23 protein-coding genes are annotated in these 24,689 nt (G+C 67.9%); 16 read left to right on the top strand and 7 right to left on the bottom strand.

Annotation, left to right across the window (positions count from 1 at the left end; all coding sequences use genetic code 11):
* Nucleotides 1-16: 16 nt before the first annotated feature.
* Nucleotides 17-649, bottom strand: coding sequence for a LysE family translocator (locus ACFWP0_RS00345; RefSeq protein ID WP_377838953.1), 633 nt, complete (start codon nucleotides 647-649; stop codon nucleotides 17-19).
* A 94-nt stretch (nucleotides 650-743) separates the two neighbouring features.
* Between ACFWP0_RS00345 and rsmB the strand changes: the two genes are divergently transcribed.
* The 7 genes from rsmB to ACFWP0_RS00310 all read left to right on the top strand — a co-directional run bounded on the left by rsmB (nucleotide 744) and on the right by ACFWP0_RS00310 (nucleotide 10,194).
* Nucleotides 744-2,081 carry a 16S rRNA (cytosine(967)-C(5))-methyltransferase RsmB gene (rsmB, locus tag ACFWP0_RS00340; protein WP_377838952.1) on the top strand — a complete coding sequence of 446 codons (1,338 nt, stop codon included), beginning with the start codon at nucleotides 744-746 and terminating at the stop codon, nucleotides 2,079-2,081.
* Between the two features lie 39 nt (nucleotides 2,082-2,120).
* Entirely contained in the window at nucleotides 2,121-2,711 is a 591-nt protein-coding gene (locus tag ACFWP0_RS00335) for a DUF4390 domain-containing protein (RefSeq protein WP_377838950.1), read from the top strand.
* Complete coding sequence (locus tag ACFWP0_RS00330; protein WP_377838949.1) at nucleotides 2,708-5,023, top strand: ATP-binding protein; 2,316 nt, start codon at nucleotides 2,708-2,710, stop codon at nucleotides 5,021-5,023. Before ACFWP0_RS00335 ends, ACFWP0_RS00330 begins: the two co-directional genes overlap by 4 nt.
* Before the next feature lie 11 nt (nucleotides 5,024-5,034).
* Nucleotides 5,035-5,727: a response regulator gene (locus tag ACFWP0_RS00325; RefSeq protein ID WP_377838948.1), complete on the top strand. Its 693-nt coding sequence runs from the start codon at nucleotides 5,035-5,037 to the stop codon at nucleotides 5,725-5,727.
* On the top strand, nucleotides 5,724-7,103 hold the full coding sequence (trkA, locus tag ACFWP0_RS00320) for a Trk system potassium transporter TrkA (RefSeq protein ID WP_377838946.1): 1,380 nt from the start codon (nucleotides 5,724-5,726) through the stop codon (nucleotides 7,101-7,103). Before ACFWP0_RS00325 ends, trkA begins: the two co-directional genes overlap by 4 nt.
* 52 nt (nucleotides 7,104-7,155) lie before the next feature.
* Nucleotides 7,156-8,625, top strand: a complete 1,470-nt coding sequence (locus ACFWP0_RS00315) for a TrkH family potassium uptake protein (protein ID WP_377838945.1) — start codon at nucleotides 7,156-7,158, stop codon at nucleotides 8,623-8,625.
* A 330-nt stretch (nucleotides 8,626-8,955) separates the two neighbouring features.
* Nucleotides 8,956-10,194, top strand: coding sequence for a YbdK family carboxylate-amine ligase (locus ACFWP0_RS00310; RefSeq protein ID WP_377838944.1), 1,239 nt, complete (start codon nucleotides 8,956-8,958; stop codon nucleotides 10,192-10,194).
* Nucleotides 10,195-10,218: 24 nt separating this feature from the next.
* Here ACFWP0_RS00310 and ACFWP0_RS00305 read toward each other — a convergent pair whose 3' ends face one another.
* On the bottom strand, nucleotides 10,219-11,154 hold the full coding sequence (locus ACFWP0_RS00305; protein WP_377838943.1) for a methyltransferase domain-containing protein: 936 nt from the start codon (nucleotides 11,152-11,154) through the stop codon (nucleotides 10,219-10,221).
* A 50-nt stretch (nucleotides 11,155-11,204) separates the two neighbouring features.
* Here ACFWP0_RS00305 and ACFWP0_RS00300 point away from each other — a divergent pair, with 50 nt between their 5' ends.
* Nucleotides 11,205-11,954, top strand: a complete 750-nt coding sequence (locus ACFWP0_RS00300; RefSeq protein WP_377838941.1) for a ComF family protein — start codon at nucleotides 11,205-11,207, stop codon at nucleotides 11,952-11,954.
* A gap of 109 nt (nucleotides 11,955-12,063) precedes the next feature.
* A complete protein-coding gene (locus ACFWP0_RS00295) occupies nucleotides 12,064-12,534 on the top strand; it encodes a tRNA (cytidine(34)-2'-O)-methyltransferase (RefSeq protein ID WP_377838940.1) in 471 nt (156 codons plus the stop codon).
* 87 nt (nucleotides 12,535-12,621) lie between these two features.
* On the opposite strand, the gene ACFWP0_RS00290 is transcribed toward ACFWP0_RS00295, so the two are convergent.
* Genes ACFWP0_RS00290 through ACFWP0_RS00270 form a run of 5 tightly spaced genes read right to left on the bottom strand, consistent with a single transcriptional unit; the run spans nucleotide 12,622 to nucleotide 16,070 of the window.
* The gene (locus tag ACFWP0_RS00290; protein WP_377838939.1) at nucleotides 12,622-13,614 is read right to left on the bottom strand and encodes a Bug family tripartite tricarboxylate transporter substrate binding protein; all 993 of its coding nucleotides are present in this window, start codon (nucleotides 13,612-13,614) and stop codon (nucleotides 12,622-12,624) included.
* A gap of 57 nt (nucleotides 13,615-13,671) precedes the next feature.
* Nucleotides 13,672-14,751 carry an NAD(P)H-dependent glycerol-3-phosphate dehydrogenase gene (locus ACFWP0_RS00285; RefSeq protein ID WP_377838937.1) on the bottom strand — a complete coding sequence of 360 codons (1,080 nt, stop codon included), beginning with the start codon at nucleotides 14,749-14,751 and terminating at the stop codon, nucleotides 13,672-13,674.
* A 17-nt stretch (nucleotides 14,752-14,768) separates the two neighbouring features.
* Nucleotides 14,769-15,302 carry a protein-export chaperone SecB gene (gene secB, locus ACFWP0_RS00280; RefSeq protein WP_377838936.1) on the bottom strand — a complete coding sequence of 178 codons (534 nt, stop codon included), beginning with the start codon at nucleotides 15,300-15,302 and terminating at the stop codon, nucleotides 14,769-14,771.
* A gap of 37 nt (nucleotides 15,303-15,339) precedes the next feature.
* The gene (grxC, locus tag ACFWP0_RS00275; protein ID WP_377838935.1) at nucleotides 15,340-15,597 is read right to left on the bottom strand and encodes a glutaredoxin 3; all 258 of its coding nucleotides are present in this window, start codon (nucleotides 15,595-15,597) and stop codon (nucleotides 15,340-15,342) included.
* A 50-nt stretch (nucleotides 15,598-15,647) separates the two neighbouring features.
* Nucleotides 15,648-16,070: a rhodanese-like domain-containing protein gene (locus tag ACFWP0_RS00270; protein ID WP_377838934.1), complete on the bottom strand. Its 423-nt coding sequence runs from the start codon at nucleotides 16,068-16,070 to the stop codon at nucleotides 15,648-15,650.
* A 185-nt stretch (nucleotides 16,071-16,255) separates the two neighbouring features.
* On the opposite strand from ACFWP0_RS00270, the gene gpmA reads away from it, so the two are divergent.
* From gpmA to ACFWP0_RS00235, 7 genes are all read left to right on the top strand, one after another.
* Entirely contained in the window at nucleotides 16,256-17,008 is a 753-nt protein-coding gene (gene gpmA / locus ACFWP0_RS00265) for a 2,3-diphosphoglycerate-dependent phosphoglycerate mutase (protein ID WP_377838933.1), read from the top strand.
* A gap of 7 nt (nucleotides 17,009-17,015) precedes the next feature.
* Nucleotides 17,016-18,608 carry a peptidoglycan DD-metalloendopeptidase family protein gene (locus ACFWP0_RS00260; protein WP_377838931.1) on the top strand — a complete coding sequence of 531 codons (1,593 nt, stop codon included), beginning with the start codon at nucleotides 17,016-17,018 and terminating at the stop codon, nucleotides 18,606-18,608.
* A 103-nt stretch (nucleotides 18,609-18,711) separates the two neighbouring features.
* The gene (locus tag ACFWP0_RS00255) at nucleotides 18,712-20,157 is read left to right on the top strand and encodes a S41 family peptidase (protein ID WP_377838930.1); all 1,446 of its coding nucleotides are present in this window, start codon (nucleotides 18,712-18,714) and stop codon (nucleotides 20,155-20,157) included.
* On the top strand, nucleotides 20,154-20,912 hold the full coding sequence (locus ACFWP0_RS00250) for a HesA/MoeB/ThiF family protein (RefSeq protein WP_377838929.1): 759 nt from the start codon (nucleotides 20,154-20,156) through the stop codon (nucleotides 20,910-20,912). The genes ACFWP0_RS00255 and ACFWP0_RS00250 overlap by 4 nt, the downstream gene beginning before the upstream one ends.
* 104 nt (nucleotides 20,913-21,016) lie before the next feature.
* On the top strand, nucleotides 21,017-22,207 hold the full coding sequence (locus tag ACFWP0_RS00245; RefSeq protein WP_377838927.1) for a diguanylate cyclase domain-containing protein: 1,191 nt from the start codon (nucleotides 21,017-21,019) through the stop codon (nucleotides 22,205-22,207).
* Between the two features lie 98 nt (nucleotides 22,208-22,305).
* Nucleotides 22,306-23,025 (top strand): FadR/GntR family transcriptional regulator, encoded by a 720-nt coding sequence (locus ACFWP0_RS00240; RefSeq protein ID WP_377838926.1) that lies wholly within the window; start codon nucleotides 22,306-22,308, stop codon nucleotides 23,023-23,025.
* Nucleotides 23,022-24,434 carry an FAD-binding oxidoreductase gene (locus ACFWP0_RS00235; RefSeq protein WP_377838924.1) on the top strand — a complete coding sequence of 471 codons (1,413 nt, stop codon included), beginning with the start codon at nucleotides 23,022-23,024 and terminating at the stop codon, nucleotides 24,432-24,434. The genes ACFWP0_RS00240 and ACFWP0_RS00235 overlap by 4 nt, the downstream gene beginning before the upstream one ends.
* The last annotated feature ends 255 nt before the right edge of the window (nucleotides 24,435-24,689 follow it).

Genomic DNA, 24,689 nt, shown 5'->3' with positions numbered 1-24,689 from the left:
CTGGCGGATTGCCGGGTCAGGGCGCGGCCCGGCGGTATAGCGCCAGCGTGCCCGCCAGCCCGATCAGCAGGCCGCCGCAGACGCGGTTCAGCCAGCGCAGGCCGGCGCCCTGGAAGGCGCGCACCATCTGGGCGCCCAGGGTCGCATAGGCCAGCATCACCGCGATATTCATCAGCGCCATGACGCCGGCCAGGATGGCGTACTGCGCCGGGAGCGGCGCCGCCGGGTTGATGAACTGCGGCAGGAAGGCGGACATGAAGAGCAGCGCCTTGGGATTGGTCAGGGCGACGACGAAGCTGCGCAGCCCCAGGGCCAAGCCCGCCGGCCGCGCGGGGCCGGCCGGCGCCGAGGGCATCACCAGCGCCGCGTCCGAGCGCAGCATCTTCCATCCCAGCCAGGCCAGGTACGCCGCGCCCGCCCATTTGATGACCTGGAAGGCGATTTCGGAGGCCGCCAGCACCACGCCCAGGCCGGAGGCCACCGCGCCGATCAGGATCAGGTCGGCCAGCACCGCGCCGCCCATGCCCCAGCAGGCCGCGCGCACGCCGTGGCGCGAGCCGTTGCTCATGGCGAGCAGCACGGTGGGGCCCGGCGTGATGATGGTGACAGCCGAGGCCAGGACGAAGAGCAGCAGCGTGGCAAGGGTCATGAGAGGGCTCCGTGGCAGGGGGCCAGTTTGCCGCGACCGCCGCCGTTCGTCCAGGTGCGGCTACCATAGCGGTCTTATCCTTTGATTCCGCACCATGTCCACGCGTTCCGACTCCCCCCATCTGGCCCCCCCGCTTTCCTCCGTCCTTCTTTCCAGCGCGGGGGTGGTGGAGGGCGTGCTGGACGGCCGTTCCCTGACGGACGCGCTGACCGGGGTCGAATCCGCGCTGCGTCCCGCCACCCAGGCCGTGTCCTTCCATGCGATGCGCTATCTGGGCTGGGCCGACGCCGTGGGCCGCGAGCTGGTGCAGCGCTACCCCAGCGTCCTCTTCGAATCCCTGTTGCTGGTGTCGCTGACCCTGCTGAAGGAAGAGGGCGATGCCGCCTCCGCCTTGCCCGGCATGCCGGTCTACGCGCCGCACACGGTCGTGGACCAGGCGGTGACGGCGGCCTCCAATACGCGCAGCCTCGCTTCCTTCAAGGGCATGCTCAACGCCTGCCTGCGCCGCTTCCTGCGCGAGCGCGCGGCGCTGGAAGCCGCGGTGGCCGACAGCCCCGAGGCGCAATGGAACCACCCTGGCTGGTGGGTCAAGCAACTGGCCGTGGCTTATCCGCAGCAATGGCGCGAGATCCTGGCCTCGGCCAACGTGCCGGCCCCGCTGACCTTGCGCGTCAACCGCCGGCGCGCCACCCGCGAGCAGGCGCTGGCCGCGTTCCAGGACGCCGGCCTGGGGGCCGAACCGGTCGGGCAGTCCGGCCTGGTGCTGGCCACGCCCAAGCCCGTGACGCAATTGCCGGGCTTTGCCGAAGGCTGGTGGTCGGTGCAGGACGCGGGGGCGCAATTGGCGGCCGAGCTGCTGGCGCCCGCCGACGGCATGCGGGTGCTGGACGCCTGCTCGGCGCCGGGCGGCAAGACAGCGCATCTGCTGGAACTGGCCGATATCGACCTGCTGGCGCTGGACACCGATGCCGAGCGCCTGGCGCGCGTGGAACAGAACCTGGACCGCCTGGGCCTGGCAAGCAAGCGCGTGAGCCTGAAAGCGGCCGATGCCGCCGACCTGGACGCCTGGTGGGACGGCAAGCCCTTTGACGCAGTGCTGGCGGACGTGCCCTGCACGGCCTCGGGCATCGTGCGCCGGCACCCCGACATCCGCTGGCTGCGCCGGGAAAACGACGTGCGCCGCACCGCCACCCTGCAGGCCAGGATCCTCGACTCGCTGTGGACCACCGTGGCGCCCGGCGGCCGCCTGCTCTATGTGACCTGCTCGGTATTTCCGATCGAGGGCGCGCGCCAGGCCCTGGAATTCCTGCAGCGCCACCCCGAGGCGACCCGGCTGGACGCGCCGGGCCAACTGCTGCCAGTTGCGGTCGATGCAACACCCGCGGCGCAACATGACGGGTTTTTCTACGCCTTGTTTGCCAAGCAGTCCTGAATCGCCAAGAATAGGGCCATGACGTAGTTTCGGTGTCGTATGTCCATTATTTCGCGCTTATTTCTTGGGTTGTTGCTGGTATCTGCCTTGCTTTCCTTTGCGCCGGGTGGCGAAGCGCATGCGGCCGAGCCCCGCGTCACGCGGGTGGACCCGGTGGTGCGCGGGGGCAATCTCGAAATCGACGCGGACATCGAATTCGAACTGAATCAGCAGTTGCGGGACGCCGCCCAGCGCGGCGTGCCGCTATATTTCACAGCCGACCTGACCATCACTCGCGAGCGCTGGTACTGGTTCGACGAGTCCCTGGTGGATACGTCGCGGACCTGGCGCGTGGTCTACAACGCGCTGACCCGCCAGTGGCGCGCCGGCGTGGGCGAATTGTCCTTCCCGGTCGCCTCGCTGGATGACGCCATGAGCGTCATCCGCCATATCCGCAACTGGCGGGTGGCGGATGCCGGCGATCTCAGCGAAGGGGTGGTCTACGGCGGGCAGTTGCGTCTGCGCCTGGACACCTCGCTCTTGCCCAGGCCGTTCCAGGTCAATGCCCTGAACAGCAGTTCTTGGGCGCAGGGCACCCCGTGGATGGAGTTCTCGTTCATGCTGGGCGACAAGGAGAAGAATCCCTCATGAGGCGTTTGCTTCGGCTGGCCCTGATGGTCGGCGCCGTGAGCGGCCTGGCGCTGCTGGGCCTGTTGGCATGGTCCACCGGCAATGCCTCGCGCTTTGCGCGCTATTACGACACGCTGCTGGTCCTGAACGGCATTTTCGCGCTGGCGCTCTTCATCTGGGTGGTGGCGTTGACGGTGCGCCTGGCGCGGCAGATCCGCCGCCGGCAGTTCGGCGCGCGGCTGACGGCGCGCTTTTCGCTTGCATTCGCCCTGATCGGCGTCGTGCCGGGCGCCCTGATCTACACCGTGTCCGTGCAGTTCATGTCGCGCTCGATCGAATCCTGGTTCAACGTGCGCGTGGACACGGCGCTGGAAGCGGGCCTGAACCTGGGCCGCGCCGCGCTGGATTCCCTGCTGGCCGACCTGGACGCGCGCGCGCGGTCCATGGCCGTGGAACTGAACCGCAGCACCGACAGCGGCGTGATGCTGGCCTTGACGCGCCTGCGCGAGGCCAACGGCGTGCAGGAAGCCATGGTGTTCACCGGCAGCGGCCGCATGGTGGCGTTTTCGACCAGCCAATATGGCCAACTGCTGCCCGCCATGCCGCCCTCGACCGTCATGAACCAGTTGCGGCTGGCCCGCGGCTATTCCGCCGCCGAAGCCGATGACCCCGTTACGCCGGGCGCCGAAGGCGGGCTGCACCTGCGCGTGGTGATCCCGCTGAGCGGGCCGGACCGCTACGACAACTTGCTGGGGCCGGCCTCGGAGCCGCGGTGGCTGCAGCTGCTGCAGCCGGTGCCCGAGCAGATCGCGCACAACGCCAACCTGGTGCAACAGGGCTTTCGCGACTACCAGGAGCTTGCGCTGTCCCGGCTGGGCCTGCGCAAGCTGTACGGCATCACCCTGACGCTCGCCCTGCTGCTGGCCGCCTTCGGCGCCATCGCGGTCGCGCTGTCCCTGTCCAAGCGCCTGGTGCGCCCGCTGCTCAGCCTGGCGGGCGGCACGCAGGCGGTGGGCGTGGGCGATTACCGGCCGTTGCCCGAGCCTCCCGAGCGCGACGAAGTCGGCCAGTTGACCCGTTCGTTCAACGCCATGACGCGCCAGCTCGACGAGGCGCGCCGCATGGTCGAGAGCAACCGCCAGCAGCTCGAACGCTCCAACGTCTATCTGGAAAGCGTGCTGTCCAACCTGTCTTCCGGGGTGCTGGTGTTTGACGAGTCGTTCCGCGTCACCACCGTCAACCAGGGCGCCCAGACCATCCTGGGGGCGGACCTGCGCTCGGTCATCGGCCGTCCGTTGGAGACCGCGGACGGGATGCTGGAGTTCGCCAACATCGTGCGGCAGGCGTTTTCCACCCACGCGGCGGTCGGTTCCGAGCGCCAGCATTGGCAGCAGCAGTTCGAGATCGGTCCGGCCCAGGGCGATGCGCCCACTGCCCCGCAACCCCTCACGCTGCTGGCGCGCGGCACGCATTTGCGGGTGGACGGGCGCGGCAACGGCTATCTGGTGGTGTTCGACGACATCACCGAAGTGATTTCCGCGAACCGGACCGTGGCCTGGGGCGAGGTGGCGCGCCGCCTCGCACACGAGATCAAGAACCCGCTGACTCCGATCCAGCTGTCCGCCGAGCGCCTGGCCATGAAGCTGGAAGGCAAGCTGCCGCCGGCCGAGGCCCAGATCGTCGCGCGCTCCACCAACACCATCGTCAATCAGGTGGCTTCGCTCAAGCAGATGGTGGACGACTTCCGCGAGTACGCCCGCACGCCGCCGGCCGTCATGCAGCGCATCGACTTCAACGCCCTGGTGGCGGACGTGCTCTCGCTGTACGGCTGGGAGCCCGACGGCGGCTCGCCGCGCCTGACCGAAAAAGCGCTGAACCTGGACGTGACCCTGGGCCCCGACCTGCCCGATATCGAAGGCGATCCGACCCAGTTGCGCCAGGTGATCCACAACCTGCTGTCCAACGCCCGCGATGCGATCGCGGAACTGGGCGGCCAGGGGCGGGTCAGCGTGACGACCCAGCTCATGCGCAGCGAGCAGCCCGACCGCGCGGAGCACCAGGCTTTGCGGTTCACGGTTGCCGACACCGGGCCGGGTTTCCCGCCCCAGGTCATGCAGCGCGCGTTCGAGCCCTACGTAACCACCAAGTCCCACGGGACTGGGTTAGGATTGGCAATCGTACGCAAGATTGTGGAAGAGCATGGCGGGCGTATCGACCTTGCGAACCGCAAGGAAGGGGGCGCGCGGATTTCCATCTTGTTGACCCGGCTGGCTCCCGGGGCCGACACTATGGACGCGACCGCGCAAGAAAAGGATAATGCGGCTACGCAATAGGTGGATGCTTTATGGCCAGAATTCTGGTGGTTGACGACGAAGTCGGTATACGCGAGCTTTTGTCGGAAATCCTTTACGACGAGGGACACACGGTCGAGTTGGCCGAAAACGCGGCGCAGGCGCGCGCCGCGCGCCTGCGCATGCGTCCTGACCTGGTGTTGCTGGACATCTGGATGCCCGACACCGATGGCGTAAGCTTGCTGAAAGAGTGGGGCTCGCAGGGCCTGCTCGACATGCCGGTGATCATGATGAGCGGCCACGCCACCATCGATACGGCGGTCGAGGCCACGCGCATCGGCGCCATGGATTTCCTGGAAAAGCCCATCACGCTGCAACGTCTGCTCAAGACCGTCGCCGCGGGATTGGCGCGCGGCCGCGCCCCGCATCCGGCGCCTGTCGCCGCGCATCCGGCCGCGGCCAGCCCCGTGGTGGCGCTGGAAGACGAGCTCGACCCTCCCACCCTGGCCGCGGCGCCCGCCAACGAGGTCCCGGTCACGTCCAACGGCCAGCTGGGCAGCATCTCGCTGGACCAGCCGCTGCGCGAAGCGCGCGACGAGTTCGAGCGCATCTATTTCGAGTACCACCTGGTCAGGGAAAGCCACAGCATGACGCGCGTGTCCGAACGGACCGGGCTGGAGCGCACCCACCTCTATCGCAAGCTCAAGCAATTGGGCATTGAGTCGGCGCGCAAGCGCAGCACATGAAGATCCTGATCATGGGCGCTGGTCGCGTAGGCACCAGCGTGGCGGAAAACCTGGTGTCCGAGCAAAACGACATCACGGTCATCGATTCCGATCCTGCCCAGCTTCAGTATCTGCAAGAGCACTTCGACCTGCGCGTCGTCCTGGGCGACGGCTCGCAGGTGTCGGTGCTTGAAGCCGCCGGCGCCGCCGACACCGATCTCCTCATCGCCTGTGCGGCCTCCGACGCCGCCAACATGGTGGCCTGCAAGATCGCGCGCCAGCTGTTCAACATCCCCCGCCGCATTGCCCGCATCCGCTCCGCCGAGTTCCCCGAACACCCGGAACTCATGAGCGAAGACGGCTTCTGCATCGACGCGCTGATCAGCCCCGAGCGCAGCGTCACCACCTATCTGCACAGCCTGATCGAATTCCCGGAAGCCTTGCAGGTGGTGGAGTTCGCCGAGGGGCGCGTCTGCGTCGTGACCGTGCGGGTGGGGCATGGCAGCCCGATGGCGCATTCGCCCGTCGACAAGCTGCGCGACGTCTGGCCCGACGTGAAGGCGCGCGTGATCGACGTGCTGCGCGGCGGCCGGCCGCTGCGGGCTGGCAGCGGCACCGTCGTCGCGCCGGGCGACGAGGTGGTGCTGGTGGTGGATTCGCGCGATGCGCGCCGCGCCGTGAGGCAGCTGCGCGAGGCCGAACGGGCCGTGCGCCGCGTGATGATCGCGGGCGGCGGCAACATCGGCCTGCGGCTGGCGCGCCAGCTTGCCGAGGAAAAATACAGCGTCCGCATCGTCGAGCACGACCTGAAGCGCTGCGAATACCTGGCGACCCAGCTGCCCGACAGCGTGCTGGTCCTGCATGGCAGCGGCACGGACGAAGCCCTGCTGGAGCGCGAGAACATCGAGGACATGGACACGTGGCTGGCCCTGACCAGCGACGACGAGGACAACATCATGTCCTCGCTGCTGGCCAAGCGGCTGGGCGCGCGCAAGGTGATCGCGCTGATCAACCGCCAAGCCTACGGCGAACTGATGCAGGGCAGCCATATCGACATCGCCGTGTCGCCGTCGCAGGCCACCATGAGCGAACTGCTGCGCCACGTGCGCCGCGGCGACGTGGCCGCCGTCCACCGCCTGCGCCAGGGCGTGGCGGAGGCCGTGGAGGCCATCGCCCACGGCGACCGCTCCACCTCCAAGGTGGTGGGCCGCAAGGTGGGGCAGATCAGCCTGCCCAAGGGCGCCAGCATCGGCGCGCTGGTGCGCGGCGATGAAATCATCTTGCCGGACGCCGATACCGTGATCGAGACCGATGACCACGTCATCGTCTTCGTGCCTTCGCGCCAGCAGATGCCGCGCGTGGAAAAGCTGTTCCAAGTCTCGGCGTCCTTCTTCTGATGCGCGGCCGCCCCGTTCCTCCCCGCGGGCCCCGCGCGGCTGGTTAAGCCCCATGAAGCGCATCCTGGCCACCCTGTATATCCTGGGCCTCACCATGGTGATGTTCGCCCTCACCATGCTGATCCCGCTGCTGATCGCCTATGTGGGCGGCGACGCCGCCCGCGAGGCTTTCCTGCACGGCTTCCTGATCTCGGTGGGCATCGGCGGCGGCCTGGCCGCGCTGACCCGCCGCAACCGCAGCGAACTGCGCCCGCGCGACGGCTTCGTGCTGGTGTCGGCGGTCTGGGCCGGCCTGCCCTTGCTGGCGGCGATCCCGCTGCTGCTCTATTTCCATGGCGCCGGGCTGCCGCTGTCGTTCACCGGCGCGTACTTCGAGGCCATGTCGGGCCTGACCACCACCGGCGCCACGGTGCTGACCAACCTGGACGCCTTGCCGGCGTCGATCAACCTGTGGCGGGCGACGCTGATCTGGATCGGCGGCATGGGCATCCTGGTGCTGGCCGTGGCTATTCTGCCCCTGCTGGGGGTCGGCGGCCACCAGGTGGTGCGGGCCGAAACGCCAGGGCCGATGAAGGACGAGCGGCTGACGCCCCGCATCGCCAGCACGGCCAAGGCCCTGTACGCGGTGTATTTCGTGTTTTCGATCCTCTGCTTTCTGGCCTACCGCGCGGCCGGGCTGTCCTGGTTCGAGGCCTGGTGCCACATGGCCACCACCATGGGCCTGGGCGGGTTTTCCACCTGGGACGACGGATTCGCGCATTTCGACTCGGTAGCGGTGGAAATGGTGGCCATGGTGTTCATGCTGATCGCCGGCATCAACTTCGCCACGCATTTCAACGCGTTCCGCCAGCGCAGTCCGCGCGCCTACGTGCGCTGCCCGGAAGCCATTCCCTACCTGGTTGTCGTGCTGGGGGTCGGGCTGGTCATTTCGGTCTTCCTGCTCCTGAAGGGCGTCTACACCGAACCGCTGGAGGCGCTGCGCTACGGCATGTTCAACACCATCTCGATGGCCACGACCACGGGCTACGCCAATACGGACTTCGCGCAGTGGCCGCTGTTCGCGCCGCTGACGATGCTGCTCCTGTCGGGCTTTGCCACGTCGGCGGGGTCGACGGGCGGCGGGATCAAGATGATCCGCGCGATCCTGCTGGTCAAGCAGGCGCGCAACGAGCTCGTGACGATGTTGCACCCGCATGCGGTCAGTCCGGTCCGGATCAACGGCCGCGCCGTGGAAACCCGGACCATGTCGTCGGTGCTGGCCTTCATGCTGTTCTACGGCCTGTCCATCGCCGTGTTCACCAGCCTGCTGCTGCTGTCCGGCCTGGACCCGATCACGGCCTTCTCGGCCGTTTTCGCCAGCATCAACAACACCGGCCCGGGGCTGGGGCCGGTCGGCCCCATGGGCAACTTCGCCGTGCTGTCCGATTTCCAGATCTGGGTCTGCACCTTTGCGATGTTGATCGGGCGCCTGGAACTGCTGACCGTGCTGGTCCTGTTCACGCCGATTTTCTGGCGCAAATAAACGGCTGCGAGGCCTGATTTTCGTCAGGGATAACCCTAATCAGGGTTATCCCGCCCCTTCCCGAAATCCCCTTCCAGACTGGATCAGCGGACGCCGCTGGCCGGGAAGCCCCGCCGTTTCTATGTTGTAAGCACTCGCTCACTTTCTCTCAGGGGGCAAAACCGGATGCTTCGCGATGTTGCACACAAATGTCACGATTTTCAATCGTTTTGCCACAAAGCTGCGGCTATCATGCGTTCACAAGTCGCCGTCTAGCGCCCCCCGGGAAGTTGCCGGGCTTCAAGGTCGAACGGCGCGTACCCTCATCCAAACATTCCAAAGGAGTCCGAGATGGAACAGATCCCGTTCATTTCGTCGGCCCCCAACACCCTGGGCATCGAACTCGAGCTGCAACTGATCGACCCGCGCAGTTTTGACCTTACCGCAGCCTCTGACGAACTGTTGGCCCAGATGGCCAACCACCCCATCGCCGATCGCGTGAAACCGGAAATCACGCGCTCCATGATTGAACTGAACTCCTCGGTGCACGAGCACCCCATGGGCCTGTTGGCCGAGATGCGCGAAATGCGCGATGCGCTGGTCGAAGCCGCCGACGCGGTCGGCGTGTCGGTCGCGGGCGGAGGCGCCCACCCCTTCATGCGCTGGCAAGAGCGCTCCATCTCGGATACCCCGCGCTTCCAGTACCTGGCCGAAATGTATGGTTACCTGGCGCGTCAATTTACCGTGTTCGGCCAGCACATCCACCTGGGCGTCAAGAGCGGCGACGACTCCATCAAGCTGCTGCGCCGCCTGTCGCCCTACGTGCCGCATTTCATCGCCCTGTCGGCCTCGTCGCCGTACTGCGAGGGGGTGGACACCCTGTTCTCGTGCTCGCGCCTGAATGCGGTCAACAGCTTCCCGCTGGCCGGCCACATGCCGCCCGAGGTGAAGGACTGGTACCAGTTCGAAGCGCATCTTGCCCAGCTCCGGGCCTATGGCTTGGCGGAAAGCATCAAGGACCTGTATTGGGATATCCGCCCCAAGCCCGAGTTCGGCACGGTCGAGATCCGCGTCTGCGACACGCCGTTGACGGTGGAGCGCGCCTGCCAGATCGCCGCGTTCGCGCAGGCCCTGGCCGTGCTGCTGATGCGCGAGGGCGATCCCAGCGACAACGCCTGGCTCTCCTACCGCAGCAATCACTTCCAGGCCTGCCGTTTCGGCCTGCAGGGCAGCTACGTGACGCCGGACGGCCAGCGCTTGCGCCTGATGGACCATCTGCGCGCCTTGTTCCAGCGCCTGATGCCCGTGGCGGAAGAGCTGGGCACGGGCGACATGATCGCCGCCCTGCGCGACGAAGCCATGCGCAGCGGCAACGATTCGCGCTGGCTGCGCAGCCAGTACCATCGCCTGCGCGACCTGCCGCTGGTGGTGGAATCCATGGCGAATGTCTGGCGCGGCGAAGCGGCGCCTGCCGCGGCCCCCGCCGAACCCACGGCCGTGCTGCGCCGCCGGATCCGCGCGACATCCGAGCCCATGCAGGCCCTGTCGGCCTCCGAGCCCGGGGTCAGCGTGCCGGAACGCCTGCACTAGGCAGGCAAGTCGCGGGGCTCCGGGTCAGGGGTTCCCGCGGTGCCGGCCGCCGATCGCGCTGACGGACAGCCGGGTCTCGCCGGCCACCGTCCGATGCGCCGCGGCGCGCCAGGCGTGGCCATAGGCCACTTCAATACTCAGGGCAATGAGGCCGTCCGGCCGGCGCTGCGCTTCCAGCGCGGCGCACAGGCGCGCGCGCCAGTCGCGGCCCACCAGCCCGCCGCGGCGGCCTTCGGCGGGGTTGCCGCCCAGCGCCCGCACGTCTTCCAGCAGCTTTTCCGGGCTGCGGTAGGTCAGGGTCAGGAGTTCCTGGTCCATGACGGGGTCCGCGAAGCCGTTTTCCACCAGCAGGTCGCCAAAGTCATGCATGTCCACGAAGGACGGCGTGGCCGTGCGCAAGCCCGCGTCGGCCAGCGCCTGGCGCAGCTCGCGCAGCGTGGCCGGCCCCAGACAGGAGAACATCGCCAGCCCGCCCACTTTCAGGATGCGGCGCCATTCGGCCAGCACGGCGTGCGGCGCCCGGTGCCAATGCATGGCCAGGTTCGACCAGACCAGCTCCAGCGATTCGGGCGCCAGGCGCGTTTGCGCCAGATCGGCGTTCACAAAGGCTGGGGCGGCCGGGCCGCGGCGGGCCAGCTTGCCGATCCAGGCCGACAGGCCGGCGGGCGCATGGCGCTTGCGGGCCCGCTCCAGCAGCGGTTCGCAATTGTCCAGGCCGGTGTAGGCGGCCTCGGGATAGCGCTCGCGCAGCAGCGGCAGGTTGTCGCCGGCGCCGCAGCCCGCGTCCAGCATCGCCTGGGGCTGCACCCGGATGTACTGCAGGCGTCCCAGCATGCGGCGGGCCACCTCGCCATAGAGGAACTGGGCGTCGGACAGGTCGCCGCGGCGGGCGAATTGCCGGGGGACGTCGGCGCTGACGATGGGCAGGGGGGGAAGCGTTGCGGATTCTGGCAGGGACATTTCGGTCGCGCCCGGGCGTCGCCGCGGGGCGGAACATGGTTTCATGAGGGATGGCACACATTATTGCGCATCCCGGCCCCAGGTTCCGATTGCCCCTACTGGGCATGGGGCGGCGGCTGCTGTCTCGGGTGGGCTGCGATTGCCCGCTGTGCGGCGGCCGGGTGGCGGGCGCGCGCCTGTGCCGGGGCTGCCAGGCCGATATCACCGCCGCGCCTCCAGGGGCGCCGCTGCGTTGTTCCCGGTGCGCCCTGCGGCCGCCCGCCGGCGTGCCGCACTGCGCCGCCTGCCTGGGCGAGGCTCGGGCTTTCACCCGCGCACTGGCGGCGTTCGACTACGAGCCGCCCGCGGACACCCTGATCCTCATGCTCAAGACGCAGCTGCGGCTCAGCATGGCGCCGGTGTTGGCCCGGCTCATGGCGGCGGCGGTCCGCGCCGACGCGCCGTTGCCAGCGGACGTCCTGCTTGTCCCCATTCCCGCCAGCCGGGCGTCCCTGCGCCAGCGCGGCATGAACCCGGCGGCCGAAATCGCCCGCAGCCTCGCGGCGGAGCTGAACCTGCCCGCGCCGCGCCACGTGCTGGCGCGGCGGCGCGAGACGCCGCGGCAAGCCACCCTGGGCCGGCGCGCCCGGCAGCGGGGCGCGGCCGGCCTGTTCCTGTGCGCGGGGCGGGTGCAAGGGCGGCATGTGGCCGTGGTCGACGACGTCATGACCACGTGCAGCACCGCCAACGCCGCGGCCGTCGCCTTGCTGGCCGCGGGCGCGGCCAGCGTAACGGTGCTGGTGGCTGCGCGCACGCCGTGAGTTCGCCACGGCCCGGTCCGCGCAGCGGGGCGGCGCCGCGGCAAATCGGCGACAATCCCGGCATTGCGGCCACTCCCGGGCCGCCGGCCTCTCCAGCGTCCTATCCGCCATGTTCCACGTCATCCTCGTCTGCCCCGAGATCCCTCCCAATACCGGCAACGCCATCCGGCTGTGCGCCAATACCGGCGCGCAGCTGCACCTGGTGCGTCCCTTGGGGTTTGAACTGGATGACGCCCGCATGCGCCGGGCGGGGCTGGACTATCACGAATGGCAGCCAGTGCGCGTTCACGACACGCTGGAAGAGGCGCTGGCGGATACGGGCGCGGCGCCGTCCAGCATTTATGCGCTGACCACCCAGGCCCAGCGCAGCGTGGCCGACATCAGCTTCAAGCCGGGCGATGTGTTCGTGTTCGGCCGCGAAACGGCGGGCTTGTCGAATGAGCACCAGGCAATGTTCCCGCCCCAGCAGCGGCTGCGGCTGCCGATGCGCGCCGGCCAGCGCAGCCTGAACCTGTCGAACGCCGTGGCCGTCACCGTCTTCGAGGCCTGGCGCCAGCAAGGCTACGAAGGCGGCGTCTAGTACGACGCCGGTGTCTGACACCCGTGAGAGGTGGGCGTCAGCTTGTAGCGCCGCTTCAAGGGTGTCAGACACCGGCCAAATTGACGCTCAATCGAGCGACAGCTTCAGCTTTTCGATCACCTGGTCCCAGCGCGCCTTTTCGTTCTTGATGCGGGCGGTCAGGGCTTCCGGCGTGGATGGCGCGGGCGTGAAGTACTGCAGCGCCAGCTGCTTGCGGACGGCCTCGCTGCCGATGACGCGCGCCAGTTCGCTGTTGAGGCGTTCAATGACGGGCGTGGGCGTGCCGGCGGGGACCAGCACCGCGTTCCACGAAATGGCTTCGAAGTCCGGGTAGCCCTGCGAGGCCATCGTGGGAACGCCCGGCAGCGCTTCGCTTGGCTGCAGGCTGGTCACGGCCAGCAGCTTCACCTTGCCGTCGCGCGCCTGGGGCACGGCAATGGCCGGCACCATGAAGCCCGCCTGGACGTCGCCGCCGATGATGGCGGTGATGACCTGCGGAAATCCGGAGTAGGGGATGTGGGCCAGGTCGATGCCGGCGCTTTCCTTGAACATCTCCATCGCCAGGTGGGCCGAGCTGCCGGCGCCGACCGAACCGTAGTTCAGCGAGTTGCCGCGGCTCTTCACCAGCTTGACGAAGTCCTGCAGGTTATCGACCGGCAGGCTGCCCGGCACCACCAGCACGTTGGGGCTGGTGCCCACCAGGGAGACCGGATCCAGGTCGGCCAGCGGGTCGTAGCCCAGCGTCTTCTTATAGAGCGTGGGGGCGGTGACCAGCGGGCCGTTGATCGTATAAAGCAGCGTGTAGCCGTCGGGCTTGGCCTGCGACACCATGCGCGTGCCGATGTTGCCGCCCGCGCCCGGCTTGTTGTCGATCACGATGGGCTGGCCCAGGGCCTGGGACAGCGGTTCCGAGATGGTGCGGGCCAGGATGTCGGGAGACGAGCCGGGCGGGAAGGGCACGACCATGTGGATCGGACGATCGGGCCAGTCCGCGTGGGCGGCGGCGGGCAGGATTGCGGCCAGGCTCAGGCACAGGCCGCGCAGCAGCGGGCCGACCCGGAACTTGCGGGTTTGCGTCATGAAGGATGTCTCCTCGGGGTAGTGTGCGTCGTGTCTTGTTGTTGGTCAGGGGGCGGGTCAGGCGGGGCCAGCCGCGTCGTTCAGCGGGTCGTTCGAGTCGGACCGTTCATAGCGGGCGTCCCGCGCCAGCAGCGCGGATACCGCCGTCATGGGCGCCACGCCTTCGAACAGCACGGCGCACACGGCTTCGGTGATCGGCAGTTCGACATTGATGGCGCGGGCGCGTTCCAGCGCGGCGCGCGCGCAGCGCACGCCCTCGGCGGTGATGCCGCTGGCCAGGATGTCGGCCAGCTTGCGGCCGGCGCCGATTTCCAGGCCGACGCGGCGGTTGCGCGACAGCTCGCCGGTGGCGGTCAGGACCAGGTCGCCCAGGCCGGTCAGGCCGGCGAAGGTTTCGGCCTGCGCGCCCAGCGCCACGCCAAAACGGGTCATCTCGGCCAGTCCGCGCGTGATCAGCGCGGCGCGGGCATTGGTGCCCAGCGCCAGGCCGTCGCAGATGCCGCAGGCAACGGCGATCACGTTCTTCAGCGCGCCGCCCACTTCCACGCCGACCAGGTCGGTGCTGGCGTAGACGCGCAGCGCCGCCCCGTGGAAGGCTGCGGTGGTGGCCTCGCGCAAGGCGGCGCTGGCGCTGGCCACGGTCAGCGCCACGGGCAGGCCCTGCGCGACTTCTCGCGCGAACGACGGGCCGGACAGGGCGCCGCCCGTCGCGCCGGGCAGGGCCTCGCGCATGATTTCGTGGGGCAGCCTGGCCGTGTCGGCTTCAAAGCCCTTGCACGTCCAGACGATGGGGGTGTCCTGCAATCCCAGCCCGGGCAGGCGGCGCGAAAGCTCGCCGCAAATGGCGGTCAAACCGGCAACGGGCACGCCCAGCACGATCAGGCGGCGCGCGCCGTCTTCTTGCAGGCTGCGCAGCGTGGCGTCGAGATCGGAGGAGAGGTTCAGCGCCTGGGGCAGGGAAACGCCAGGCAGATAGCGCGCGTTTTCGTGCGTGGCGGCCATGGCGGCGGCCTGCGCGGGGTCGCGCGCCCAGAGATGGGTGGGGTGGCGGCGGCTGGCGGCCGCCGCCAGCGCGGTGCCCCAGCTGCCCGCACCCAGGACGGCAACGCGCAAGCGCGGCTCAGCGGGTTTGTTCATGGGGCGCCGCGGCGTGCTTACTGGCGCGTGGCGCCGGGCGGCAGGATGATGCCCGAGTCGCTGCCGTTGCCGTTGGCGCCGCTTTGCTGCTGCTGCAGCTCGGCCAGGCGTTGTTCGTACAGGGCCTGGAAGTTCACTTCGGTCAGGTGCAGCGGCGGCATCGAGGTGCGGGTGATCGCGTCGGCGATGTTGGCGCGCAGGTACGGGTACAGCATCGTCGGGCAGACAATGCCCAGCAGCGGATCGAGCTGCTCTTCGGGGATGTTGGCGGCTTCGAAGATGCCGGCTTGCGTGCCTTCGACCAGGTACACGACCTTGTCGCTGATGCGCGTGGTGACGGTCACGGTGACCGTGGTTTCGAACACGGTTTCGGCCAGGCGCTGGCCGCCCACGGTGATGCTCACTTCAACCTGGGGCGCTTCCTGCTCCAGGAAGATGTGGGGCGCATTCGGCATTTCCAGCGAAAGGTCTTTCAGGTAGACGCGCTGCAGATTGAACGAGGGCGCGTCGTTGCCGCCTTCTTGCTGGGTGTTTTGGTCTTGATCAGCCATGAGTGTTTCCGTTGGAGGGAGGGGCAAAAAGGGGCGATTAGCCGTTCAGCAGGGGGGCAAGGCCACCCGAGCGGTCCAGGGCCATCAGGTCGTCGCAACCGCCGACATGGGTATCGCCGATGAAGATTTGAGGCACGGTGCGCCGGCCGGTGCGTTCGATCATGACGTCGCGCTGGGCCGGTTCCCGGTCGATCTGGATGATTTCCAGGTCGGACACGCCGCGCTGCTCCAGCAGAGCCTTGGCGCGCGCGCAATAGGGACAATAGTCCTTGCTGTACATGACAACTTTATTCATAGGCGCTCCGGTGGGTACAAGAATAGGTAGATGGGGGCGCGGCCCCGGGTTCAACCCTTCTGGGTGACCGGCAGGCTGGCGGCCGACCAGGCGCGCATGCCGCCGTCGAGCGGCACCACGTCGGCGAAACCCTGGGCGCGCAGCTTGGCGGCGGCGCGGGCCGAATCGCGGCCATTGTCGCAAACCACGACCAGCGGCTTGTTCTTGGGCAGCGAGCTGGCCTTCTGTTCCAGATCGGCTGCCGGCACGTTGCGTGCCTGGGCGATGTGGCCGGCCTGGAATTGCTCGGCGGGACGCACGTCGACCCAGACGGCGTTGCGCTGGTTGACCATCTGGATGGCTTCGGTCGTGCTGACGGCGGATCCGGTCCGGCCCTTGCGCAGGGCGGGAATGGCCAGCATGACGCCGGAAATCACGGTAACGGCGACAATGAAGACGTTGTTTTTATCGAGCAAGAATTGCAGAAGATCCACGGGGCATCCTGTAGTGCGTCGACTAGTGCGGCGACTAGCCTGGGATAGGCGAACCCTGATGCGCCGCGTCCGGGAAGTGGACGGGTGCGCCGGGGCAAAATCAAGGGCAAAATCGCTCAATTATAAAATGAGCGCATTCCTTAACCATCCTCTAACTTTAACCCGCGCCGCAAGCGTGCCAAACCATGCATAAACTCGTTCTGATGCGCCACGGCGAAAGCCAGTGGAATCTTGAAAACCGCTTTACCGGCTGGACCGACGTCGATCTGACCGAAACTGGCCGCGAACAGGCCCGCAAGGCGGGCGAATTGCTGAAGAAAGAAGGCTACACCTTCGACCTGGCCTACTCCTCGGTGCTCAAGCGCGCCATCCGCACCCTGTGGATCGCGCTGGACGCCATGGACGCCATGTACACGCCCGTGGGCGTGACCTGGCGCCTGAACGAACGCCACTACGGCGCGCTGCAAGGCCTGAACAAGTCCGAAACCGCCGCCAAGTATGGCGACGAGCAGGTGCTGGTCTGGCGCCGCGCCTACGCCATCGCCCCGGAACCCTTGTCGCTGGACGACGAGCGCCACCCGCGCTTTGACAGCCGCTACGCCAAGATCCCGGCCGACCAGCTCCCCGCCACCGAGTGCCTGAAGGACACCGTGGCCCGCGTGCTGCCCTTCTGGAACGAATCCATCGCCCCGGCCATCCGCTCGGGCCGCAAGGTGCTGGTCGCCGCTCACGGCAACAGCCTGCGCGCGCTGATCAAGCACCTGGACAACGTGTCGGACGACGACATCGTCAACCTGAATATTCCGACCGGCCAGCCCCTGGTCTACGAATTGGATGATGACCTGCGTCCCATCCGCCACTATTATCTGGGCGATGCCGCCGAGATCGAGGCGGCCATGGCTGCGGTCGCAGCCCAGGGCAAGGCTAAGAAGGACTGATATCTCTATGCGTCGCACGGCAGGGTTGTTGTTGGCGGTCATGTTGACCGGTGGGGCGCTGTCGGCTCGCGCCGCGCCCAACGACCTTGCCGGACGCCAGTCCGACGCCGAAAAGCAGCAGGCAGCCCTGCGCGACCGCATCGAGAACCTGCAAAAGGATATCGATGGCCGCGAGGCAGCCCGCAAGGAAGCGGCCGATGCGCTCAAGCAGTCGGAATCGGCCATTTCCAAGATCAACCTGCGCCTGAAGGAGCTGGCCGATGCCAACCGCCAGGCGCAGGCGGACCTGACCGGGCTGGAAAAGCAGATCGGCGCCCAAGAGCTGGCGCTGGCCAAGCGCCGCGTGGAGCTTGCCGACCAGCTGCGCACCCAGTACACCAGCGGCCTGTCGCCGTGGACGGCGCTCCTGTCCGGCGACGATCCCCAGGTGCTGGGCCGCAACCTGGGCTACCTGGATTACGTATCGCAAGCGCGGGCCAGCGCCGTGCAGGCGCTGCGGGCGGATATCGACCGCCTGGCGGCCCTGCAGGGCCGCGCCGACGCCCGGCGCGCCGAGATCGAAAAAGTCGTGGCCGAGACCTCGGAGCAGAAAACCGAGCTCGTCGGACAGCAGAAAGCGCGCGCGACGCTGCTGGCGCAGCTGGAAGGGCAGATCGCGGCCCAGCGCGCCGAGGCCAACAAGCTGGGGCGCGACGACCAGCGGCTGTCGCGCCTCATCACAGATCTGGACGCGGCCATCGCCAAGCAGATCGAAGAGGCCCGCAAGGCCGAAGAGGCGCGCAAGAAGGCCGAGGAAGCCCGCCGGGCCGAGGAAGCGCGCCGCGCCGCCGAAGAAGCCAGGAAGCGCGCCGAGGCCGAACGCCGGGCTGAAGACGCCCGCAAGAAGGCCGAGGCCGACCGCAAGGTCGCTTCGGACAGCGCCGCCCGCCGCGAGCGTGACGCCCGCGAGGCCCGTGAAGCGGCCCAGGCGCGCGAACAGGTCGAAGCGGCGGCGCGCCAGGGGCGCGGCCCCGTCGCCGTGGCCGACCCGGACGCCGCCGGATTACGCCCGGCTGAACAAGGACAGACCCGCCTGAGCGGTCCGGCCGAGGCGCCGCCCAAGGTAAAACCCGCGGATCCCCCAAAAAAGGCGGAACCCGCCGAGGAACCCGCCACTCAAACCCGCAGCGCGTCCGCCCAGCAGGCCCCGCGCGCGGCGCCGGTCGGCGGCGGCAACGGCCTGCGCCATGGGCTGACCATGCCGGTGCGCGGGCAAATACAGGGCAGATTCGGGGTCGACCGCCCGGACGGCGGCGTGTGGCGGGGCGTGGTGCTGCGCGCAGCCGAAGGGACGCCCGTCAAGGTGGTGGCCCCCGGCACGGTGGTCTACGCCGATTGGCTGCGTGGTTTTGGCAACCTCATCATTGTGGATCATGGGCAGCAATACCTGACCGTCTATGCTTACAACCAAAGTCTGCTCAAACGGGTGGGAGATTCGGTGACAGGTGGCGATACTATTGCTACGGTAGGGGCAACCGGCGGCCAAGTGGAATCCGGCCTATACTTTGAAATTCGCCATCGTGGCGCTCCTGTGGACCCGGCCCAGTGGCTGGCGCAGTAGATTGATGTCGTTGGCGGATACGTCGTGGCAAATACATGTCGTTGGTAAAAGCCATTGGTAAATTACCAAACCCATCGGCGAAAACAAAATTCGGGAAGTGTGCATGGGCACTCGTAAGTTTCGCGGTTTCGGTCTGATTGCCATCGGTGCGGTGGCTGGTGTGTTGCTAAGCGTAGGCGTGACCGCGGTCGCCCAGCGCGGCAGCCCCCTGCCATTGGACGAGCTCAGGCAACTGAGCAATGTGTTTGCCGCCATCAAGAACAACTACGTCGAGGCCGTCGACGACAAGACCCTGATCGACAATGCCATCTCCGGCATGGTGTCGAACCTGGATCCCCACTCCGCCTACCTGGATGCCGACGCGTTCCGCGAAATGCAGACGGCGACGCAAGGCGAGTTCGGCGGCCTGGGCATCGAGGTCGGCGCGGAAGACGGCTTCGTGAAGGTGATCTCGCCCATCGAAGACACGCCCGCCGCGCGCGCTGGCGTCATGGCCGGCGACCTGATCATCAAGATCGACGACACGCCCACCAAGGGCATGACCCTGAACGACGCGGTCAAGCTCATGCGCGGCGCGCCCAAGTCGCCGATCACGCTGACCATCATGCGCGCCGACCGTCCTCAGCCGATCGTGCTGAAGATCGTGCGCGACATCATCAAGGTGCGCAGCGTGCGCAGCAAGATGCTGGACAACGGCATCGCCTACGTGCGCGTCGCCCAGTTCCAGGAAAAGACCGGCGCCGACCTGGCCAAGCAACTGAAGGAACTGGGCGCCAAAGAACCGCCCAAGGGCCTGGTGCTGGACCTGCGCAACGACCCGGGCGGCCTCCTGACCAGCGCCATCGGCGTGTCCGGCGCGTTCCTGCCGCCCGACGCCCTGGTGGTGTCCACGGACGGCCGCACGCCGGACGCCCGCCACAAGTACATGGCCACGCCTTCGGAATACGCCCGCGGCGAAAGCAACTACCTGTCCGGCCTGCCGGCCTGGACCAAGACGGTGCCGATGGTCGTGCTGGTCAACGTCGGTTCGGCCTCGGCCTCCGAGATCGTGGCCGGCGCGCTGCAGGACCACAAGCGCGCCAAGGTGCTGGGCAACCGCACGTTCGGCAAGGGCTCGGTGCAGGTCATCCTGCCGCTGTCCGAAACCACCGCGGTCAAGCTCACCACGTCGCGCTACTTCACGCCCAGCGGCCGTTCCATCCAGGCCACCGGCATCGAACCGGACTACGTCGTTGCCGATACGGCCGACGGCGACCTGTTCCGCCTGCCGCGCGAAGCCGACCTGCAACGCCACCTCTCCAACCAGCAGACCGCGAACGAAGTGAAGTCCAACGCCGAACAGGACAACGCCGACCTTCCGGCCAAGGTGTTCGAATTCGGCGGCAAGGACGACTTCCAGCTGCAGCAGGCCCTGAACCTGCTGGCCGGCAAGCCGGTGCAGAAGGGCTCTGCCCGCGCGCAGGCCAAGGCTGACGCCAAAGCCGGCGGCGGCCCCGCCCAGCGCATGAAGATCACGCCGACCGGAGTCGAGCCCAGCAAGGACAAATGAACGACGAGCAACTGCTGCGCTACGCCCGCCACATCCTGCTGGACGAACTCGGGATCGAAGGGCAGGAAAAACTGCTGGCGGCGCGTGTGCTCATCGTGGGGGCGGGTGGACTGGGTTCGCCCGCCGCGCTCTATCTGGCGACCGCCGGCGTGGGCGACATCACCCTGGCCGACGACGACGTCGTCGAACTGAGCAACCTGCAACGCCAGATCCTGCACACCACCGCCAGCGTCGGCCGCCCCAAGGCCGAGTCCGGCCGCGACATGCTGGCGGCGTTCAATCCCCAGACGCGCGTCCATGCGCGCGTCGAACGCCTGAAAGACCAGGCCCTGTCCGACGCCGTGGCGCAAGCGGACCTGGTGCTGGACTGCACCGACAACTTCACGACCCGGCACGCCATCAACCGCGCTTGCGTGCAGCATCGCAAGCCGCTGGTATCCGGCGCCGCCATCCGTTTCGATGGCCAGGTCAGCGTCTATGACCTGCGCGACGACAACGCCCCGTGCTACCACTGCCTGTTCCCGGAAGCCGACGACGTCGAGGAAGCCAACTGCGCCACCATGGGCGTCTTTGCGCCGGTCGTCGGGATCATCGGCAGCATGCAGGCCGCGGAAGCGCTCAAGCTGCTGTCGGGCGTGGGCGAAAGTCTGTCCGGCCGCCTGCTGTGGCTGGACGTGCGCACCATGCAATGGCGCAGCGTCAACGTCCAGCGCGACCCCGAATGCGCGGTTTGCGGCCATCGCGGAAACGGCTGAATCCGGGCCGTATTGCCCTCTGGGACAATACTAAAGGCTTGAAATACCTGCTATAACGCCAGCCAGCCTACTGAAATCGGGTAGATGGCCATGGAATCGACGGCGTGGATACAGGACTGAAGTTCAGCTTGCCCAAGTGGCGGCTGACGCGTTGGTTGACGCATTCCGGGCATGACACGCCCGCGGATATCCGCGCGGCGCTCATCGCCAGTCTGTTCGGCACGCTCCCCATTTTTGCCGGCGGGGTCATCAACACCTTGATGATCTCCGGCGTGGTCACCTGGCGCCGCCCCGAACCGCTGTATATCTCGTGGCTGATCCTGGAGCTGGTGCTGGCCATCGTCCGCGTCACCATCCTGCGGATCGCCCTGCGCGCGGCGCGCACGGGCGGCAATACCTACACCGACATCTACATCCTGCTGGCGCTGCTGTGGGCGTTCAGCGTGGGCTATGGCGTCTTCATCACCTTCATCAACGGCGATTGGCTGGCCGCCACCCTGGCGGGGGTGTCCTGCGGCGCCATGGCCGGCGGCATCTGCTTTCGCAATTACGGGGCGCCCCGGCTGGTCGGGGTCATGATCTTCCTGAGCCTCGGCCCGATGTGCCTGGGCGCGCTGTTCACCGGCGAATACGTGACGGCCATCGTTTTCGTCCAGATTCCCTTCTACCTGATCAGCATGAGCATCGCCTCGCACCGGCTCAACCGCATCCTGGTGTCCACCATGCTGGCCGAACGGGACAGCGACCGCCGCGCCAGCGAAGACGCGCTGACGGGCCTGGCCAACCGCGCGGGCCTGCAGGCGGCCCTGGAGCGGGTTTGTTCCAGCGCGCGCGGACACGACAGCGCCGCGGCGCTGCTGTACATGGACATGGACGATTTCAAGCGCATCAACGATACCCACGGCCACGCCGCGGGCGATCAGGTGCTCAAGACCATCGCCGAGCGCATGCGCGCCATGCTGCGCGTGGATGACGTGGCCGCCCGCATCGGCGGCGACGAGTTCATTGTGCTGGTGACCGGCATCGATGCCACCGCCGCCCTGCGGCTGGGCGAACACCTGCTGCGCGACGTCTCGCAGCCCATCACGCTGGCGGACGGCACGCGCGTCAGCGTGGGCCTGTCCATCGGCATCTCCATCATGTCGGGCGCCAACCGGACGCCCCAGGCGGCGCTGGATTCGGCGGACGCCGCGCTGTACCGGGCCAAGGCGCAAGGCGGCCGCCGCTGCGTGGTCGACGCGGCGGACGAGCCAGCGGACCAGGCGGTGCCCGGCGGCGCATCCGTGGCGGCCTGAGGGGGCTTCAAGGCGGGTTGCGCCGGCCCGTGCGGATTTCGGCCCTAGTTCCGCCAAAAGTTATCAGATAACCTGAAAAGTCTGCTTATAATCGGCTCATGTTGACCAAGAGCCTTACCCTCACCGAGCAGGTTGCCCGTCAGATCGCCGCGGAGATTGCCGACGGCGCGCATCCCGTCGGCGCCAAGCTGCCGCCCGGTCGCGTCCTGGCCGAACAGTACGGCGTCAGCGCCGCCGTGATCCGCGAAGCCACCGAGCGCCTGCGGGCGCAGGGGCTGATCCAGAGCCGCCAGGGTTCCGGCTGCACCGTGGTGTCGCGCACCGGCGCGCAGGGCTTCCAGGTGTCCTCGGGCATCGCCGTGAACCGGGAACAGCTGGCCAGCGTCTACGAGCTGCGGATGGAGCTGGAAGGCGGCGCGGCCGCGCTGGCGGCGGTCCGCAGCGACGCCTCGGACCTCGCCGCCATGAAGCGCGCCCTGGCCGATCTGGAAGCGCATCTGGAACATCCCGAGCAAGGCGTGGAACACGACATTTCCTTCCATGTCGCCATCGCCGCCGCCACGCACAACCGCCATTACCAGGACCTGCTGCAGTACCTGAACCTGCAGCTGCGCCTGGCCGTCAGCACCGCGCGGTCGAACAGCCGCCTGCAAGAGGGGCTGACCGCCGCCGTACACCAGGAACACGTGGCCGTGTTCGAGGCCATCCGCGCGCGCGACCCCGAAGGCGCCCGGCTTGCCGCCATCCGCCATCTGCAGCAGGCGGCAAGCCGCCTGCAACTCGATCTACTCTTTCCCGCCGCAAAGCAAACATCATGAGCGCATCCGACTTCTCTCAACGGCTGGTCCAGGCCCTGGGCCCCGATACCGTCTTCACCGCCGAGGCGGACATCGCCCCCTGGCTGTCCGATTGGCGCGGCCTGTACAACGGCCAGGCCCAGGCCGTGGTGCGTCCGCGCACAACCGCCGAAGTCGCCACCTGCCTGGCGCTTTGCCAGGAGGCCGGCGTCCCGGTCGTGCCGCGAGGCGGCAACACCGGCCTGTGCGGCGGCGCCACGCCGGACGGCGGCGCCAGCAACGTGGTGCTCAGCCTGGACCGCATGAACGCCGTGCGCTCCATCGACACCGTGGCCAACACCATGGTTGCCGAAGCCGGCGCCATCCTGGGGAATCTGCGCCGTGCGGCGCAGGACGCCGGGCGCCTGCTGCCGCTCAGCCTGGCCGCGGAAGACTCCAGCCAGATCGGCGGCAACGTGGCCACCAACGCCGGCGGCGTGAACGTGGTGCGCTACGGCATGGCGCGCGAACTCGTGCTGGGTCTTGAAGCCGTGCTGCCGACAGGCGAGATCTTCCACGGCCTGCGCACCCTGCGCAAAGACAACACGGGCTACGACCTCAAGCAGCTGCTGATCGGGTCCGAAGGCACGCTGGGCGTGATCACCGCGGTGGCGCTGCGCCTCTTCCCGCGCACCGATGTGCGTTCGGTGGTGCTGGCGGCGGTCGAGTCGCCCGCGCAGGCCTTGCAGCTGTTCGAGATCCTGTTCGAGCAATGCGGCGCGCGCCTGCAGGCGTTCGAGTACTTCTCGGGCGATTGCCTGGACCTGGTGCTGACGCACGCCGAGGGCGTGCAGGAACCGTTCGACCAGCGCTATCCGGCCTACGTGCTGGTGGAGCTGGCGGACACGGCCGACGAAGCCGGCCTGAACACGCTGCTGGAAAACGTGATCGGCACCGCGCTGGAACGCGGCCTGTGCCTGGACGCCGCGGTGTCGGCGTCGCTGGCGCAATTGCAGACGCTGTGGAAGCTGCGCGAAGAAATCTCCGAGGCCCAACGCGCCGACGGCCCGCACCTCAAGCACGACGTGTCGCTGCCGATCGAGCGCATCCCCGACTTCATGGTGTCCGCCGAAGCCCGCGTGCGCGCGCTGTACCCGGACATCCGCCCCTTCATCTTCGGCCACTTCGGCGACGGCAACCTGCACTACAACCTGTCCCGCCCGGCGGGCGCCGCACGCAACTGGGTGTCGGAGCATGGGGCGGCGATCACGGATGCGGTGCTGGATGAGGTGAATCGTTATGGCGGAAGTATTTCCGCGGAACATGGGATCGGGCAGTTGAAGCGGGAGCATTTCTTGCATAGCAAGGATGCTGTTGAATTGAGGCTGATGCGGGAGATCAAGAAGGTGATGGATCCTGCTGGGATCATGAATCCGGGGAAGCTGCTGTAGGGGGTGTCGGTGCTGCCTTAAGGCATCGTGGGCGCTGCGTTGGGTTTTCGTAGGTGGCCACGTTAGCGCTTCGTAGGTCGCCCGGCGCTGCGGGCGCCCGCAGCCCCACCGCCCGCGTCGCCCATCGGGCAGTGGAGTTGAAATGGCGACTAGTGGCGAGCCGAAAATTCCGGGCCTGTCATTGCTCTGCCGGTGTCTGACACCCGTGTGAGGCAACCTTCAGCTTGAGCCGCTGTTTCATGGGTGTCAGACACC

Origin of the sequence: Achromobacter sp. NPDC058515, from assembly GCF_042721735.1 — a bacterium.
Taxonomy (GTDB): Bacteria; Pseudomonadota; Gammaproteobacteria; order Burkholderiales; family Burkholderiaceae_B; genus Achromobacter.
Note: the sequence above shows the minus strand (reverse complement) of the source record. Positions and strands in the feature narration are given on the sequence as shown.